The following is a 14,888-nucleotide window of genomic DNA, read 5'->3' as shown; positions in this document are numbered from 1 at the left end:
AAAAAAAACGAAAACAAAAGCCTTGCGCGGATGCGCGGTCCGGGTTTAGCCTGCGCCCAAGTTGAAAGAGGCCCCCGTGCGCGAAACCACCCCGAACACCCCTGCAGATCTCTTCGTCATCGGCGGCGGCATCAACGGATGCGGCATCGCCCGGGACGCGGCCGGGCGCGGCGCTTCGGTGGTGCTTGCCGAGATGGGGGATCTGGCTTCGGCGACCTCCTCGGCCTCGACCAAGCTGTTCCACGGCGGGCTGCGGTACCTGGAGTACCTCGAGGTGCGACTGGTGCACGAGGCGCTGGTCGAGCGCGAGGTTCTGCTGCGCGCCATGCCGCACATCAGCTGGCCGATGCGCTTCGTGTTGCCCTACCACAAGGACATGCGTTTCGAGAGCGAGACGCCGATCTCCAAAATGCTCGGCCTTGCCATGCCCTGGATGAAGGGCCGCCGCCCGGCCTGGCTGATCCGCATGGGGCTGTTCATGTACGACCACCTGGGCGGGCGAAAGATCCTGCCGGGCACGGCGACGCTCTCGCTGAAGGGCACGCCGGAGGGCGCGCCACTGCAGGAGCGCTTCGAGCGCGCCTATGAATATTCCGACTGCTGGGTCGAGGATTCGCGGCTGGTGGTGCTCAATGCCCGCGACGCCGAGGCGCGCGGCGCCACGATCATGACCCGCACCAAGGTCACCCATGCGCAGCGCGACGGCGCGCTCTGGCGCATCGCGACCGAGGACGCGGAGACGGGCGCGAAAGCAACCCATTACGCAAAGATGCTGATCAATGCGGGCGGACCGTGGGTCGGCGACGTGATCCACGACAAGATCGACCTGCCGTCTCGCGAAGGCGTGCGGCTGGTGCGTGGCAGCCATATTGTCACGCGCAAGCTCTACGATCACGACAAGTGCTACTTCTTCCAGGGCACTGACGGGCGCATCATCTTTGCCATCCCCTACGAGCGCGATTTCACCCTGATCGGCACCACCGACGCCGAGCACGACGACCCGGATCGCCGCCCCGTCTGCACGCCCGAGGAACAGGCCTACCTCATCAACTTCGCCAACCAGTATTTCGCGCAGTCGATCTCGGCGGAGGATGTGGTCTGGACCTATTCAGGGGTACGCCCGCTCTACGATGACGGTGCCAGCAGCGCCACGGCGGCGACGCGGGACTACACGCTGAAGGTGGATGCCACGGGCGGTGCCCCGGTGCTCAACGTCTTCGGCGGCAAGATCACCACCTACCGGCGGCTGGCGGAAAGCGCGCTTGAAAAGATCGGCGAGCACATCGCGCTGAAGTCCGGGCCCTGGACGGCGGGCGTGGCCATGCCAGGCGGCGATTTTCCAGTCGATGGGTTCGATGTGTTGGTGCAGACTCTGAGCGGCAAATATCCCTTCCTTGGAGAGGTTTGGGCACGGCGGCTCGTGCGCGCCTATGGCACCGAAGCGGAAACGCTTCTGGGAGAGGCAAAGAGCGCGGAGGACCTTGGGAGGGGTTTCGGCGCGACGCTCACGGAGGCGGAGGCGATCTGGCTGATGCGGCAGGAGTTTGCCCGCACGGCCGAGGACGTGGTGTGGCGACGCACCAAGCTCGGGCTGCGCCTGAGCGCGGAGGAGATATCGGCACTGGACGGCTGGATGAGATCCCGCCGCGAAAGGGCCGACGCCGCCGAATAACACGGCGGAGACATACGGCGCGGGGAGGAGGACCTTATGTCGCTGGAACTGAAGGGCGTATCAAAGATCGTCGAGGGGCAGACCCATATTGCCCCGACCGATCTGACGCTCGCGAATGGCACGATGAACGTGCTGCTGGGCCCGACCCTGTCGGGCAAGACGTCGCTGATGCGGCTGATGGCGGGGCTCGATGCGCCCTCCACCGGCAAGATCTTCTGGGAAGGCAATGACGTCACCGGCATGCGGGTGCAGGACCGCAAGGTGGCCATGGTTTACCAGCAGTTCATCAACTACCCCTCGATGACCGTCTATCAGAACATCGCCTCGCCGATGAAGCTGATGGGCGTGGACCGTGCCGAAATCGACCGCCGGGTGCGCGAGAGCGCCGAGCTGATGAAGCTGACGCCGTTTCTCCAACGCAAGCCGCTGGAGCTGTCAGGCGGGCAACAGCAGCGCTGCGCGCTGGCGCGGGCGCTGGTGAAGAACGCCGGTCTGGTGCTTCTGGACGAGCCGCTGGCCAACCTCGACTACAAGCTGCGCGAAGAGCTGAGGGTAGAAATTCCAAAGATCTTCGAGGCTTCCGGCTCGATCTTCGTCTACGCGACCACCGAGCCCGAGGAGGCGCTGCTGCTTGGCGGTCATACCGCGACGCTCTGGGAGGGCCGCGTGACGCAATTCGGCCCGACCCCCGAGGTCTACCGCCAGCCGCTTGACGCCACCACGGCCCGGGTGTTCAGCGACCCGCCGATGAACTTCCTGCAGATCTCCAAGACCGGCGATCGGCTGATGTTCGGCGAGGGCCAGAGCGCGCCCGCCACCGGCAAGCTCAAGGATCTGCCCGACGGGCGCTGCATGGCGGGCTTCCGGCCCAACCACCTGGAGATCCTGCAGCACGAACCCGAAGCGCTGCGCTTCCGCACCCAGCTTCAGGTGAGTGAGCTGACCGGTTCCGAGACCTTCGTCCACCTCGACCACCATGGCGAACGCTGGGTCGGGCTGGTGAGCGGCGTGCATGACCTTCCACTCGGCGAGCCGCTCGACGTCTGGTTGTCGCCCCGCCACGTCTACGTCTTTGGCGAAAACGGCGAGCTGGTCGCCCCCGCTGCCTACGCGCTGGCTGCCTGAGGAGATAGCGACATGGCAAAGATAACGCTCGACAATCTCGCCCACTCCTACCTGCCGAACCCGCGCGGCGAGGAAGACTTCGCGCTCAAGCAGATGACCCACGACTGGCAGGACGGCGGCGCCTATGCGCTGCTCGGTTCCTCGGGCTGCGGCAAGTCCACGCTGCTCAACATCATCTCGGGACTGCTGATCCCCTCGCAGGGGCGCGTGCTCTTCGATGGCCACGACGTGACCCACGCGCCGACCGCCGAACGCAACATCGCGCAGGTGTTCCAGTTCCCGGTCGTCTACGACACGATGACCGTGCGCGACAATCTCGCCTTCCCGCTGCGCAACCGCGGCCGCGACGAGACCTATGTCGCCGAGCGCGTGCAGGAGATCGCCCGGATGATCGGCATGGAGGACCAGCTGCGCCGCAAGTGCAGCGGGCTCACCGCCGACGCCAAGCAGAAGATCAGCCTCGGTCGCGGCATGGTGCGCAAGGACGTGAACGCCCTGCTCTTCGACGAGCCGCTGACGGTGATCGACCCGCACATGAAGTGGGAGCTGCGAACCCAGCTCAAGAAGCTGCACCATGATTTCGGCCATACGATGATCTACGTGACCCACGACCAGACCGAAGCGCTGACCTTCGCCGACAAGGTGGTGGTGATGTACGACGGCCGCGTGGTGCAGATCGGCACGCCCGAGGAGCTGTTCGAGCGGCCCGAGCATACCTTCGTCGGCTATTTCATCGGCTCGCCGGGGATGAACGTGATCCCCGCCAAGGTCGATGGCACCAGGGCCTACATCAACGGATCGCATTTCGATCTGGGTGCCGGCTACCGCGCGATGGAGGGCAAGGTCGAGATCGGCGTGCGCCCCGAGTTCGCCCGGCTCAGCACCTCCGAGGGGCTGCCGGTGAAGGTCCGCCGCGTCGAGGACGCCGGGCGGCACAAGATCATCCGTGCCGACTTCTTCGGTCATGACATCAACATCGTCGCCGGCGAGGACGAGAGCATCGGGCCGGACATGACCCGCGTGCGCTTCGATCCGGCGCACGTCAACGTCTACCGCGACGACTGGCGCGTCGCGCCCGAGGGGGAGGCCGCATGATGATCCGTTTCATCGCACAGAAATCTCTGGTTGGGCAGCGTCTGCGGACCATCCAGCCGCGCGCCAAGGCCTTCATTGACCCCGCCGCCGTGCATGAGGCGCAAGGGCTCTGGGGCGTAACCGCGTCACGAGCGGCCGGCTCCGGCCTGGATGTGAAAACGTTGACCTGCACCGCCGTCCCCGTGCGGAAGCCCCATGAGGAGGCTGCGCGATGAACAAGACCGTCAATCACAAGGCCTGGTTCCTGGTGCTGCCGGTGCTGGTGCTGGTGGCCTTCTCGGCGGTGATCCCGCTGATGACCGTGGTCAACTACTCGGTGCAGGACACCTTCGGGAACAACCAGTTCTTCTGGGCCGGGCTCGAATGGTTCGACGAGATGCTGCATTCCGACCGGATGTGGAATGCACTCGGACGGCAGCTGATGTTCTCGGGGATCATTCTCGCCATAGAGGTGCCGCTGGGCATCTTCGTGGCGCTCAACATGCCGAAGTCGGGCTTCTGGGCGTCCTTCTGTCTCGTGCTCATGTCGCTGCCGCTGCTCATTCCGTGGAACGTCGTCGGCACCATCTGGCAAGTCTTTGGCCGGGTCGACATCGGCCTGCTGGGCCGCACGCTGGAAAGCCTCGGGATCGACTACAACTATACGCAAAGCCCGCTGGCCGCCTGGGTCACCATCGTCGTCATGGACGTCTGGCACTGGACCTCACTGGTGGCTCTGCTGGCCTACGCCGGTCTGAAATCGATCCCCGACGCCTACTACCAGGCCGCCAAGATCGACCAGGCCAGCCGCTGGAAAGTGTTCCGCTACATCGAGCTGCCGAAGATGGCGGGGGTGCTGATGATCGCCATCCTGCTGCGCTTCATGGACAGCTTCATGATCTACACCGAGCCCTTCGTGGTCACCGGCGGCGGTCCCGGCAATGCCACCACGCTGCTGTCGATCGACCTGGTGAAGATGGCGCTGGGGCAGTTCGACCTCGGCCCCGCCGCGGCCTTCTCGATCATGTACTTCCTGGTGATCCTGCTGATTTCCTGGGTGTTCTACACCGTGATGACCAACCTCGACAAAAAGGGGATGTGAGATGGGTGTGACCCTTAGGGACACCGGCAAGCTTGCCACCGGCGCAACGCAAGCCGGGCCAGCGCTGGCCCGTGGGGTGGCGCTGCAACGGCCGAACTCCGCGCTTTATCCCAGCCAGACCCGGACGACCTTTGAACGGCGCGCACAGCTGGCAAAGCGCCAGCCCGCCGGGACGGGCCGGCGCTGGCCCGGCGCCTTCGGCTTGATTCCGGGCCACTCTGTTCCGTCCTCAATCGCGACCGGGAGCCCGTCATGACCGACACCGCCCTCACCCCCGCCGCACGCCGGTCGCGCAGCCTGCCCCGGATCAACACCCGCGTCATCGTGATGACGCTTTACCTGCTGTTCCTGCTGCTTCCGATCTACTGGCTGCTCAATATGAGCCTGAAGACCAACACCGAGATCCTCGGCGATTTCACGCTCTGGCCGCGCAACCTGACCTTTGCCAACTATGCAACGATCCTCACCGATCCGAGCTGGTACACCGGCTATATCAACTCGCTGATCTACGTGGTGATGAACACGGTGATCTCGCTCACCGTGGCGCTGCCGGCGGCCTACGCCTTTTCGCGCTATCACTTCATGGGCGACAAGCACCTGTTCTTCTGGCTGCTGACCAACCGCATGGCGCCGCCTGCGGTCTTCGCCCTGCCCTTCTTCCAGCTCTATTCCAGCATCGGCCTCTTCGACACGCACATCGCCGTGGCGCTGGCGCATTGCCTGTTCAACGTGCCGCTGGCGGTCTGGATCCTCGAGGGCTTCATGCGCGGCGTGCCGAAGGAGATCGACGAGACCGCCTATATCGACGGCTACAGCTTCGGCGGCTTCTTCGTGAAGATCTTCATGCCGCTGATCTCGTCGGGCATCGGCGTCGCCGCCTTCTTCTGCTTCATGTTCTCCTGGGTCGAGCTGCTGCTCTCGCGCACGCTGACCACGGTGGACGCCAAACCGATCGCAGCAACGATGACCCGCACCGTCTCGGCCTCGGGGCTCGACTGGGGCGTGCTGGCCGCCGCTGGCGTGCTGACCATTATCCCGGGCGCGCTCGTGATCTGGTTCGTCCGCAACTACATCGCCAAGGGCTTTGCCCTGGGCCGCGTCTGAGAGGAGACCGACATGGACTGGATGGCATGGACCTGGCCCACGGCGGCCTTCTTTCTGACCATCGCGGCGCTGCTGGTGATCTTCACCGTGCTGGCAATCCGCTTTCCCGAGACGCCGCGCCTCGGCGTCCTCGGCATCGAAACCACGCGCGGCGACCGGCTCTTCATCACGCTGCTGGGCTCGGCCTTCATCAATCTCGCCTGGCTCGGACTCATCGGCCAGATGCAGTGGGCGGCGCTTGTCGTCTGCCTGATCTACGCGGCGGCGGTGTTCCGCTGGGTCTGAGACCCGGCATGGCATCACCCGGGATGGAGGAGTCCCGGACCACCGCAAGAGTAAAAACGGTTCAATAAGGGAGGAAACCATGAACCTTAAGAGATCAACCGCCATGGCGCTTGCGCTCGGCCTGCTGAGCGGGCCGGCCTTCGCCGACATGGAGGCGGCCACGGCCTTCCTCGATGCGGAGATCGGCGATCTGTCGACCCTCTCGCGCGAAGACCAGGAAGCCGAGATGCAGTGGTTCGTCGATGCGGCCCAGCCCTTCCAGGGCATGGAGATCAAGGTGGTCTCGGAGACGATCACCACCCACGAGTACGAAAGCCAGGTGCTCGCCCCGGCCTTCGAAAAGATCACCGGCATCAAGATCACCCACGACCTCATCGGCGAGGGCGACGTGGTCGAGAAGCTGCAGACGCAGATGCAGTCGGGCGAGAATATCTATGACGCCTATGTCAACGACAGCGATCTTATCGGCACGCACTGGCGCTACCAGCAGGTGCGCAACCTGACCGACTGGATGAGCAACGAGGGCGCCGAGGTCACCAGCCCGACGCTGGATCTCGACGATTTCATCGGCACCCAGTTCACCACCGCCCCCGATGGCAAGCTCTACCAGCTGCCCGACCAGCAGTTCGCCAACCTCTACTGGTTCCGCTACGACTGGTTCACTGACCCTGACATCATGGCCGAATTCAAGGAGAAGTACGGCTACGACCTCGGCGTACCGGTCAACTGGTCGGCCTATGAGGACATCGCCGAGTTCTTCACCGGTCGTAACATCGACGGGCAGGACATCTTCGGCTCGATGGACTACGGCAAGAAGGACCCCTCGCTCGGATGGCGCTACACCGATGCTTGGATGTCGATGGCCGGCATGGGCGACAAGGGCGAGCCCAACGGCCTGCCGGTCGACGAATGGGGCATCCGGGTGAACGAGAACTCGCAACCCGTCGGCGCCTGCATGTCGCGCGGCGGCGCGGCCAACAGCCCGGCGGCAGTCTACGCGGTCGAGAAGGCGATCGAGTGGCTCAACAAGTACTCGCCGCCGTCGGCCATGGGCATGACCTTCTCCGAGGCCGGCCCGGTCCCGGCGCAGGGCAACATCGCGCAACAGATGTTCATGTATACCACCTTCGTCGCCTCGCTGGTCGAGCCCGGCCTGCCGGTGATGAACGAGGACGGCACGCCCAAGTGGCGCCTCGCCCCTTCGCCGCATGGCGTCTACTGGGAGGACGGCATGAAGGTCGGCTACCAGGACGTGGGCTCCTGGACGCTGATGAAGTCCACCCCCGAGGATCGTGCCAAGGCCGCCTGGCTCTACGCGCAGTTCGTCACCTCCAAGACCGTGGACGTGAAGAAGAGCCACGTCGGCCTGACCTTCATCCGCGAGAGCTCGATCCAGGACCAGAGCTTCACCGACCGCGCGCCGAACCTTGGCGGCCTGGTGGAATTCTACCGTTCGCCCGACCGCGTGCGCTGGTCGCCCACCGGCACCAACGTGCCGGACTACCCCAAGCTGGCGCAGCTGTGGTGGCAGAACATCGGCGACGCCATGTCGGGCGCGAAGCCCGCGCAGGAGGCCCTCGACAGCCTCTGCTCGGACATGGAGAAGGTCATGGAGCGCCTCGAGCGTGCCGGCATCCAGGGCGACCTTGGCCCGGTGATGAACGAGGAGAAGGACGCCGAGGAATGGCTCTCGATGGAAGGTTCGCCGAAGCCGAAGATCGAGAACGAGCGCGAGGAGCCAAAGACCGTCTCCTATGACGAGCTCGTCGCCTCGTGGAACTGAGCTAGCTAAGCGGGGGCGGGCTGTGGCCCGCCCCCGTTTTCTCGTCTTCGCCATGGCCATGTCGGGCCATCGCCGATACGAGTTAAGTAAGAGATTGAAATAGGGAAGAGATGTCGGGAGGCTCTTTGGTCGAGAGACTTGAGAGATACGCAACTTCGCCCGGAATCAAGGCGAAGCCGCCGGGCAAGCGCCTGCCCGTCCCGGCGGGCTGGCGCTGTGTCATCGTCGCGCGACGTTCGGAACTCGTCCGGATTTGTCTAGGATAAAGCACAGATCGCGACCGTTGCAGCGCCACCCCACGGGCAGACGCTCGCCCGGCTCCCCTACGCCCGGCCCAATCGTGGGCACCACGTAACGACGCAAACAAAGGCCAGACCACACCCATGACCCTCATCCTCGCCATCGACCAGGGCACCACCTCGACCCGCGCGATCCTCTTTGACGAAAAGCTGCAGGTCGTCGCCTCGGCGCAAGAGGAGTTCCCGCAGCACTTCCCGCAGAGCGGCTGGGTGGAACACGACCCGCTCGATCTCTGGTCCACCACCGCCGCCACCTGCCGCGCCGTCGTGGAAAAAGCCGGGATCGGCGCCGACGACATCGCCGCCATCGGCATCACCAACCAGCGCGAGACCACCGTGGTCTGGGACAAGACCACCGGCAAGCCGATCCACAATGCCATCGTCTGGCAGGACCGCCGCACCTCGGAGATGTGCCGCGGCCTGCGCGACGAAGGCTTCGAGGAGGTGGTCACCGAAAAGACCGGCCTGCTGCTCGATCCCTATTTCTCCTCGACCAAGCTGGCCTGGATCCTCGACAACACTCCCGGCGCGCGCGAGAAGGCCGAGGCTGGCGAGCTGCTCTTCGGCACCGTCGACAGCTGGCTGGTGTGGAAGCTCACCGGCGGCGCGGTCCACGCCACCGACGCCACCAACGCCGCGCGCACCATGCTTTACAACATCCGCGAGGGGCGCTGGTCGGAGGCGATCTGCAAGCGGCTGAACATCCCCACCAACATGCTGCCCGAGGTGCGCGACTGCGACGCCAGTTTCGGCGAGTGCCGCGCCGATCTCTTTGGCCGTCCGATCCCCATCCTCGGCATCGCCGGAGACCAGCAGGCGGCGACCATCGGCCAGGCCTGCTTTGCCCCGGGCATGGTCAAATCCACCTATGGCACCGGCTGCTTTGCCCTGCTCAACACCGGCGAAACGCCGGTGGTGTCCAAGAACCGGCTTCTGACCACCATCGCCTACCGCATTGACGGCAAGACCACCTACGCGCTCGAAGGCTCGATCTTCGTCGCCGGCGCGGTGATCCAGTGGCTGCGCGACGGGCTGCAGGTGATCCGCCATGCCGCCGAGAGCCAGCCGCTGGCCGAGGCGGCCGACGAGGCGCAGGAGCTGGTGCTCGTGCCCGCCTTCACCGGGCTCGGAGCGCCCTATTGGAACGCCGATTGCCGGGGCGCGATCTACGGGCTCACCCGCAACTCCGGCCCCGCCGAGTTCGCCCGCGCCGCGCTGGAAAGCGTCGGCTACCAGACCCGCGACCTGATCGAGGCGATGAAGGCCGACTGGAGCGCCGAACACGGCGATGCCGAAATGGCGGCGCTGCGCGTGGACGGCGGTCTCAGCGCCTCGGACTGGGGGATGCAATACCTGTCGGACATCCTTGACGCGCCGGTCGAGCGGCCGACTGTGTTGGAGACCACCGCCATGGGCGCGGCCTGGCTCGCCGGTCACAAGGCCGGACTGATGCCCGGGATGGAAGAGTTTGCGGCCGCCTGGGCCCGCGACGCCCGCTTCGAGCCGAAGATGGAGGCGGCCACGCGCGAGCGCAAATACGCCGCCTGGAAACGCGCGGTCGAGGCAACCATCGGCTTCGGCTCCCCCAACGGCTGAGCGCCGCGGGGCGGGATCAGAGGATCTCGCCCCCGTCGATCACCAGCGCCAGCCCGGTGACGAAGGCAGAGCGGTCGGAGGCGAGGTAAAGGATTCCCTCGGCGATCTCCTCCACGCTGGCCCAGCGGCCCATCGGGATGGTGTCGGCGACATAGCTCTCAAGCGCCGCGCGCCCGCCCATCTGCTTCTCGAAGCCAAGATTGAAAGGCGTGTCGACAAACCCCGGGCAGAGCGCGTTGAACCTGATCTTCTCGCGCGCGTAGTCCACCGCCATCTGCTTCACCATGGCCACGGCAGCGTGCTTGGTGGTGGCGTATGAGACCATGCCGCGGTCGTACTGGCAGCCCGAGTTCGAGGCGGTGATGATCACCGAGCCGCCGCCCTGCGCCCGCATGTGCGGGATCACCGCCCGCGAGGCGACAAAATGCGCCCGCACGTTCAGCGCCCAGGCCGCATCCATCTGCGCCGGGGAAACATCCTCGACCCTGCCCTCGATCTGGATTCCGGCGTGGCTGTGCAGCACGTCGAGCCTGCCGTGATCCCTGGCCACCTTGTCGATCAGCCCCTCCACCGCAGCATCGTCGCGCACGTCGAGCCCCTGCGCCATGCCGCGGCCGCCGGCGGCCTCGATCTCGGCCAGCGTCTCGGCGGCAAGCTCCTCACGCAGATCCGTCACCACCACGTAGGCGCCCTCGCGGGCCATGGCCACGGCGCCAGCGCGGCCGATCCCGGATCCGGCGGCGGTCACCAATGCGACACGGTCTTTCAGCATGGGTCTCTCCTGAAGTCTTGAGTTACCGGCGCGCCTGCGCCTGAGAGCGCCGCAGCAGCAGTTGCGCGACGATCAGCATGAGAAGCGAGGCGGCCATGACCATGGTGCCGATCGCGTTGATCTCGGGGGTGACGCCGCGGCGGATCGATGAGAAGACGTAGATCGGCAGCGTGGTCTCGGCGCCCGCGACGAAGAAGGCGATGATGAAGTCGTCGAAGCTGAAGGTGAAGGCGAGCAGGAAGCCCGCGAGGATCGCGGGAAGGATCTGCGGGAAGGTCACCTGCCAGAAGGTCCCCATGGGCGTTGCGCCAAGATCGCCCGAGGCCTCGATCAGCGCCCCGTCCAGCGTCTCCATCCGCCCGCGCACCAGCAATACCACCAGAGACATGGTGAACAGCCCGTGCGCCGCGATCAGCGAGCCGGAGCCGAGCGACAGCTTCCAGCCGGTCAGCCCTTCGAGCCAGGGGTTCACCAGATCGAAGACCGAGACCAGCGCGATCAGCGTCGCGATGCCGATGACGATGCCGGGGATCATCACGGCGATCTGCACCAATAGGTCAAAGACCTTGCGCGTGCGCCCGCGCATACCGGTCAGCGCCAGCGCCGCCATGGTGCCGACCACCGTCGCCAGCACCGCCGAGAGGAAGGCGACGCGCACCGAGGTCCAAAGCGCCTCCATCACGAAGGGATTGTTCAACGCGCGGCCGTACCATTGCAGCGAGAACCCCTGCATCTGCGAGGCCGAGCGCCCCGCCGAGAAGGAGAACAGCGCGATGATACCGATCGGCAGGTACAGGAAGGCGTAAACCGCCCAGGCGTAGAGTTTCATCAGGGTCTCCGGGGGCTCACATCAGGCCGACGTCGTCGCGGCTGGCGCCGAAGCGCTTCACGAGGCGGGTGTAGATGCCGACGGTGATCAGCATGACCACCACCAGCGCCACCGCCACTGCCGAGCCGAAGGCCCAGTTGCGCGACTGCAGGAAGAGGTCGACCAGCGCGTTGCCGACGAAGAAGACCTTGCCACCGCCAAGGATCGCGGGGATCAGGAACTCCCCCATCAGCAGGATGAACACCAGCATCGAGCCGGTCAGCACCCCGGGCATCGACAGCGGCAGGGTGATCTGCAGGAAAGCGCGCCAGGGCGGCGTGCCGAGATCGGCAGCAGCTTCGAGCAGCCGCTTGTCGAGCTTTTCCAGCGCCACGTAGATCGGGAAGACCATCAGCGGCAGGTAGCCGTAGACGATGCCCACCAGCACCGCGAAGGGCGTGTTGAGCAGCCGCACGTCATCCAGACCGATGACCTCGAGCAGCGCCGGGATGCCCTTGCCGCCGAGCAGGAAGATCCACGCGTAGGAGCGAATGAGGATCGAGGTCCAGAACGGCACGATCACCAGCACCAGCAGCATGGTCTTCCATTTCGGGCTAACCTTCACCGCCAGGAAGTAGGCCAGCGGATAGGCGATGAGCAACGCCGCGAGGGTGCCCACCGGTGCCAGCGTCAGCGTGTTTCGGAAGGCCGCGAACCTCGCTGGCAGGTTGGCATATTGCTCGAAGGTGAAGCCGGGCGCGTAGCCGCCGATGGCGCTGCGCTCGCCGAAGGAGAAGATCAGGACGACGGCCAGCGGCAGCAGCAGCATCGCCGCGTACCAAAGCCCTGCCGGTGTCAGCAGCAGCGCCCGCGCCCGGGATTGGGTCATGGCCATCGTCCTGTCTCCGTCTTCGCTCTTAGGCCGACTTGAAGCGCGCCATCAGCTCGGCGCGGTTCGGGTCGGTAAGGGTCACCGCCGCGCCGAATTCCAGCGGGCTGAGCGCCTCGGCGGCCGGGTAGATGATCGGATCGTTGAGCAGCTCCTCGGGCAGCAGCGCGTTGGTGCGGCTGTCGGCCACCGGGTAGCCGTGAGCCAGCGCCTCCTTGGCGTTCACCTCCGGCGACAGCAGGTAGTTGATCAGCGCGTAGGCGGCCTCCTTGTGCGGCGCGTCCTTGGGGATGGCGTAATAGTCGGACCAGATCTCGCCGCCCTCCTTGCCGAGCGCGAAGCCGATCTCGGGCATGTCGGTGTTCATCTGCTTGCCGTCGCCGGTCCAGCACATGGTCAGCCAGGCATCGCCGTTGCGCATCGCCGGTTGATAGTCAGACGAAATCGCATAGAGGTGCGGCTTGACGTCGATCAACAGCTTCTCGGCCTGCGCCAGTTCCTCGGGATCCACCGAGTTGAAGGAGAAGCCGTGATAAACCAATGCGTTGCCGATGGTGGTAAGCTGGTAGTCATGCACCATCACCCGGCCGTCCCACGCATCGCGGGCGCCGTCGAAGAAGGCCTTCCAGCTGTCCACAACGCCGCCGGTCTTGTCGGAGTTGAAGGCGATGCCGGTGGTGCCCCAGTTCTTCGGCACGCCGTAGACCACGCCGTCGATCGTGCCCGCATCGGCGAAGCGCGGGTCGAAGGAGGCCGGGTCGAAGTTCGGGATCTTGCTCAAGTCGAGAGGCTCTATGAGATCCGCCTCGACATAGGTCGGGATCGCATAGTTGGTCGGCACGAAGACGTCCCAGCCGGACCCGCCAGCCTGGATCTTCGCCAGCATCTCCTCGTTCGAGCCGAAGACATTGACCTGCGTGTAGGCGCCGGTCTCATCGGTGAAGGCGTCGAAATTGGCGGCGTCGTGGTAGTTCGGCCAGGTCGCCAGCACCACGCGGTCACCGATGTCCTGCGCGCGGGCACGGCTCGGCAGCAGGCCCGGCATGGCCCCCCCCATGACCGCCGCGGCGGTTCCGAGACCTGTCACCCCGAGGAAGTGGCGACGGGTGACAGAGCCCTTCTGGTAGCGCCGCAGCTCTTCCATGAACGCCTTGCGCGAGATCGGCGTGTTGTCGTTCTTCATCTGGATTTTCCCTTGTTGGACTTTGACTTGTTGGAGTGTCTTCAGTCGTCGACGGCGAGAACGAGACCCGTTCCCTCCGGCCAGAGGACGTGGACCAATGCGCCCACGTCGTGCCCGCCCAAGGCTCTTTCGGCCTGTCGCGGAACATTGACCTGCATCTGGCCGAGCCCGTCGGCCGCCAGCAGGTATTCGGTGTGATCGCCCAGGAAGGTGCGATGGGTGACGCGCGCGGGGACAACCGCTGTCCCCGCAGGGACGGCGCTATCACGGGCGGCGAGACCCAGTGCTTCGGGGCGCACGGCGATCTCGGTCGTTGTGCGGTCATCGCCCGGCTCGTCGCGCAGCACGACCTTCACGCCATTGCCAAGCACCGCCTGCGCCAGCCCGCCCTGCCGGCCGGTGATCTGTCCGGACACGATATTGGCCTTGCCGACAAAATCGGCGACGTAACGGCTGCGCGGGCGGTCGTAGAGTTCCTGCGGCGTGCCCACCTGCGCGATCCGACCCTTGCCCATGATGCAGATGCGGTCGGACATGGCGAGCGCCTCCTCCTGGTCGTGGGTGACCAGCACGAAGGTGATCCCGAGGCTACGCTGCAGCTCCAAGAGCTCGCGCTGCATCTCGCCGCGCAGCTTGGCGTCGAGCGCCGCCATGGGCTCGTCGAGCAGCAGGATCTTCGGTTCGTTGACGATGGCACGGGCGAGCGCCACGCGCTGTTGCTGGCCGCCAGACATCTCCCAGATCCGGCGCGGCCCGAAGTCCGCCAGACGCACCGTCGCCAGTGCCTTGGCGACCTTCAGTTCGATCTCGCGCTTCGGCAGGCGCGGGCGACGCTGGCGCAGCCCATAGCCGACGTTCTGCGCCACGGTCATATGCGGAAAGAGCGCGTAGTGCTGGAACACCATGTTCACCGGGCGCTTGTGGGCCGGGACCGCCGAAACGTCGCGCCCGTCGATCAGCACCTCGCCCTCGGTCGGACTCTCAAAGCCCGCCAGCATGCGCAGCGCCGTGGTCTTGCCGCAGCCGGAGGGGCCGAGAAACGACAGGAATTCGCCGCGCCGGATGCGCAGGTCGATGCGGTCGGCAGCCAGAACGTCGCCGAAGCGCTTGGTCGCCCCGACGAATTCCGCCACGGCCTCCGGCGCAGGGACGTGGGTGGTGGTGGCGTCGGTCATCTTCGGTTCCTGAATCATCGT

General features: G+C 65.6%; 14 protein-coding genes. 9 read left to right on the top strand and 5 right to left on the bottom strand.

The window, feature by feature from the left end; genetic code table 11:
• The first annotated feature begins 76 nt into the window (after positions 1 to 76).
• The 9 genes from glpD (at position 77) to glpK (ending at position 10,040) form a co-directional block, all read left to right on the top strand.
• Positions 77 to 1,672 (top strand): glycerol-3-phosphate dehydrogenase, encoded by a 1,596-nt coding sequence (glpD, locus tag BM397_RS23555; RefSeq protein ID WP_092428883.1) that lies wholly within the window; start codon positions 77 to 79, stop codon positions 1,670 to 1,672.
• Positions 1,673 to 1,708: 36 nt separating this feature from the next.
• Positions 1,709 to 2,797, top strand: coding sequence for an ABC transporter ATP-binding protein (locus tag BM397_RS23550; RefSeq protein WP_092428885.1), 1,089 nt, complete (start codon positions 1,709 to 1,711; stop codon positions 2,795 to 2,797).
• Between the two features lie 12 nt (positions 2,798 to 2,809).
• Positions 2,810 to 3,892 carry an ABC transporter ATP-binding protein gene (locus tag BM397_RS23545; protein ID WP_092428887.1) on the top strand — a complete coding sequence of 361 codons (1,083 nt, stop codon included), beginning with the start codon at positions 2,810 to 2,812 and terminating at the stop codon, positions 3,890 to 3,892.
• The gene (locus BM397_RS23540) at positions 3,889 to 4,107 is read left to right on the top strand and encodes a hypothetical protein (RefSeq protein WP_092428889.1); all 219 of its coding nucleotides are present in this window, start codon (positions 3,889 to 3,891) and stop codon (positions 4,105 to 4,107) included. Before BM397_RS23545 ends, BM397_RS23540 begins: the two co-directional genes overlap by 4 nt.
• The gene (locus tag BM397_RS23535; protein ID WP_092428891.1) at positions 4,104 to 4,973 is read left to right on the top strand and encodes a carbohydrate ABC transporter permease; all 870 of its coding nucleotides are present in this window, start codon (positions 4,104 to 4,106) and stop codon (positions 4,971 to 4,973) included. The genes BM397_RS23540 and BM397_RS23535 overlap by 4 nt, the downstream gene beginning before the upstream one ends.
• 252 nt (positions 4,974 to 5,225) lie before the next feature.
• Positions 5,226 to 6,077 (top strand): carbohydrate ABC transporter permease, encoded by an 852-nt coding sequence (locus BM397_RS23530; protein WP_092428893.1) that lies wholly within the window; start codon positions 5,226 to 5,228, stop codon positions 6,075 to 6,077.
• Positions 6,078 to 6,089: 12 nt separating this feature from the next.
• Positions 6,090 to 6,362, top strand: a complete 273-nt coding sequence (locus BM397_RS23525) for a DUF2160 domain-containing protein (protein WP_092428895.1) — start codon at positions 6,090 to 6,092, stop codon at positions 6,360 to 6,362.
• A gap of 79 nt (positions 6,363 to 6,441) precedes the next feature.
• The gene (locus tag BM397_RS23520; protein ID WP_092428897.1) at positions 6,442 to 8,145 is read left to right on the top strand and encodes an ABC transporter substrate-binding protein; all 1,704 of its coding nucleotides are present in this window, start codon (positions 6,442 to 6,444) and stop codon (positions 8,143 to 8,145) included.
• Between the two features lie 383 nt (positions 8,146 to 8,528).
• On the top strand, positions 8,529 to 10,040 hold the full coding sequence (gene glpK, locus BM397_RS23515) for a glycerol kinase GlpK (RefSeq protein ID WP_092428899.1): 1,512 nt from the start codon (positions 8,529 to 8,531) through the stop codon (positions 10,038 to 10,040).
• A 16-nt stretch (positions 10,041 to 10,056) separates the two neighbouring features.
• On the opposite strand, the gene BM397_RS23510 is transcribed toward glpK, so the two are convergent.
• Genes BM397_RS23510 through BM397_RS23490 form a run of 5 tightly spaced genes read right to left on the bottom strand, consistent with a single transcriptional unit; the run spans position 10,057 to position 14,867 of the window.
• Positions 10,057 to 10,812: an SDR family NAD(P)-dependent oxidoreductase gene (locus BM397_RS23510; RefSeq protein WP_092428901.1), complete on the bottom strand. Its 756-nt coding sequence runs from the start codon at positions 10,810 to 10,812 to the stop codon at positions 10,057 to 10,059.
• Positions 10,813 to 10,834: 22 nt separating this feature from the next.
• Entirely contained in the window at positions 10,835 to 11,641 is an 807-nt protein-coding gene (locus BM397_RS23505; protein WP_092428903.1) for an ABC transporter permease, read from the bottom strand.
• Between the two features lie 16 nt (positions 11,642 to 11,657).
• Positions 11,658 to 12,515: an ABC transporter permease gene (locus tag BM397_RS23500; protein WP_092428905.1), complete on the bottom strand. Its 858-nt coding sequence runs from the start codon at positions 12,513 to 12,515 to the stop codon at positions 11,658 to 11,660.
• A 22-nt stretch (positions 12,516 to 12,537) separates the two neighbouring features.
• A complete protein-coding gene (locus BM397_RS23495) occupies positions 12,538 to 13,692 on the bottom strand; it encodes an ABC transporter substrate-binding protein (RefSeq protein ID WP_092428907.1) in 1,155 nt (384 codons plus the stop codon).
• A gap of 41 nt (positions 13,693 to 13,733) precedes the next feature.
• Positions 13,734 to 14,867: an ABC transporter ATP-binding protein gene (locus BM397_RS23490; RefSeq protein WP_092429221.1), complete on the bottom strand. Its 1,134-nt coding sequence runs from the start codon at positions 14,865 to 14,867 to the stop codon at positions 13,734 to 13,736.
• Positions 14,868 to 14,888 lie beyond the last annotated feature (21 nt).

It is taken from the genome of Alloyangia pacifica, assembly GCF_900116195.1.
In the GTDB taxonomy this organism is placed as follows: domain Bacteria; phylum Pseudomonadota; class Alphaproteobacteria; order Rhodobacterales; family Rhodobacteraceae; genus Salipiger; species Salipiger pacificus.
This window is presented reverse-complemented; position numbering and strand designations above follow the sequence as displayed.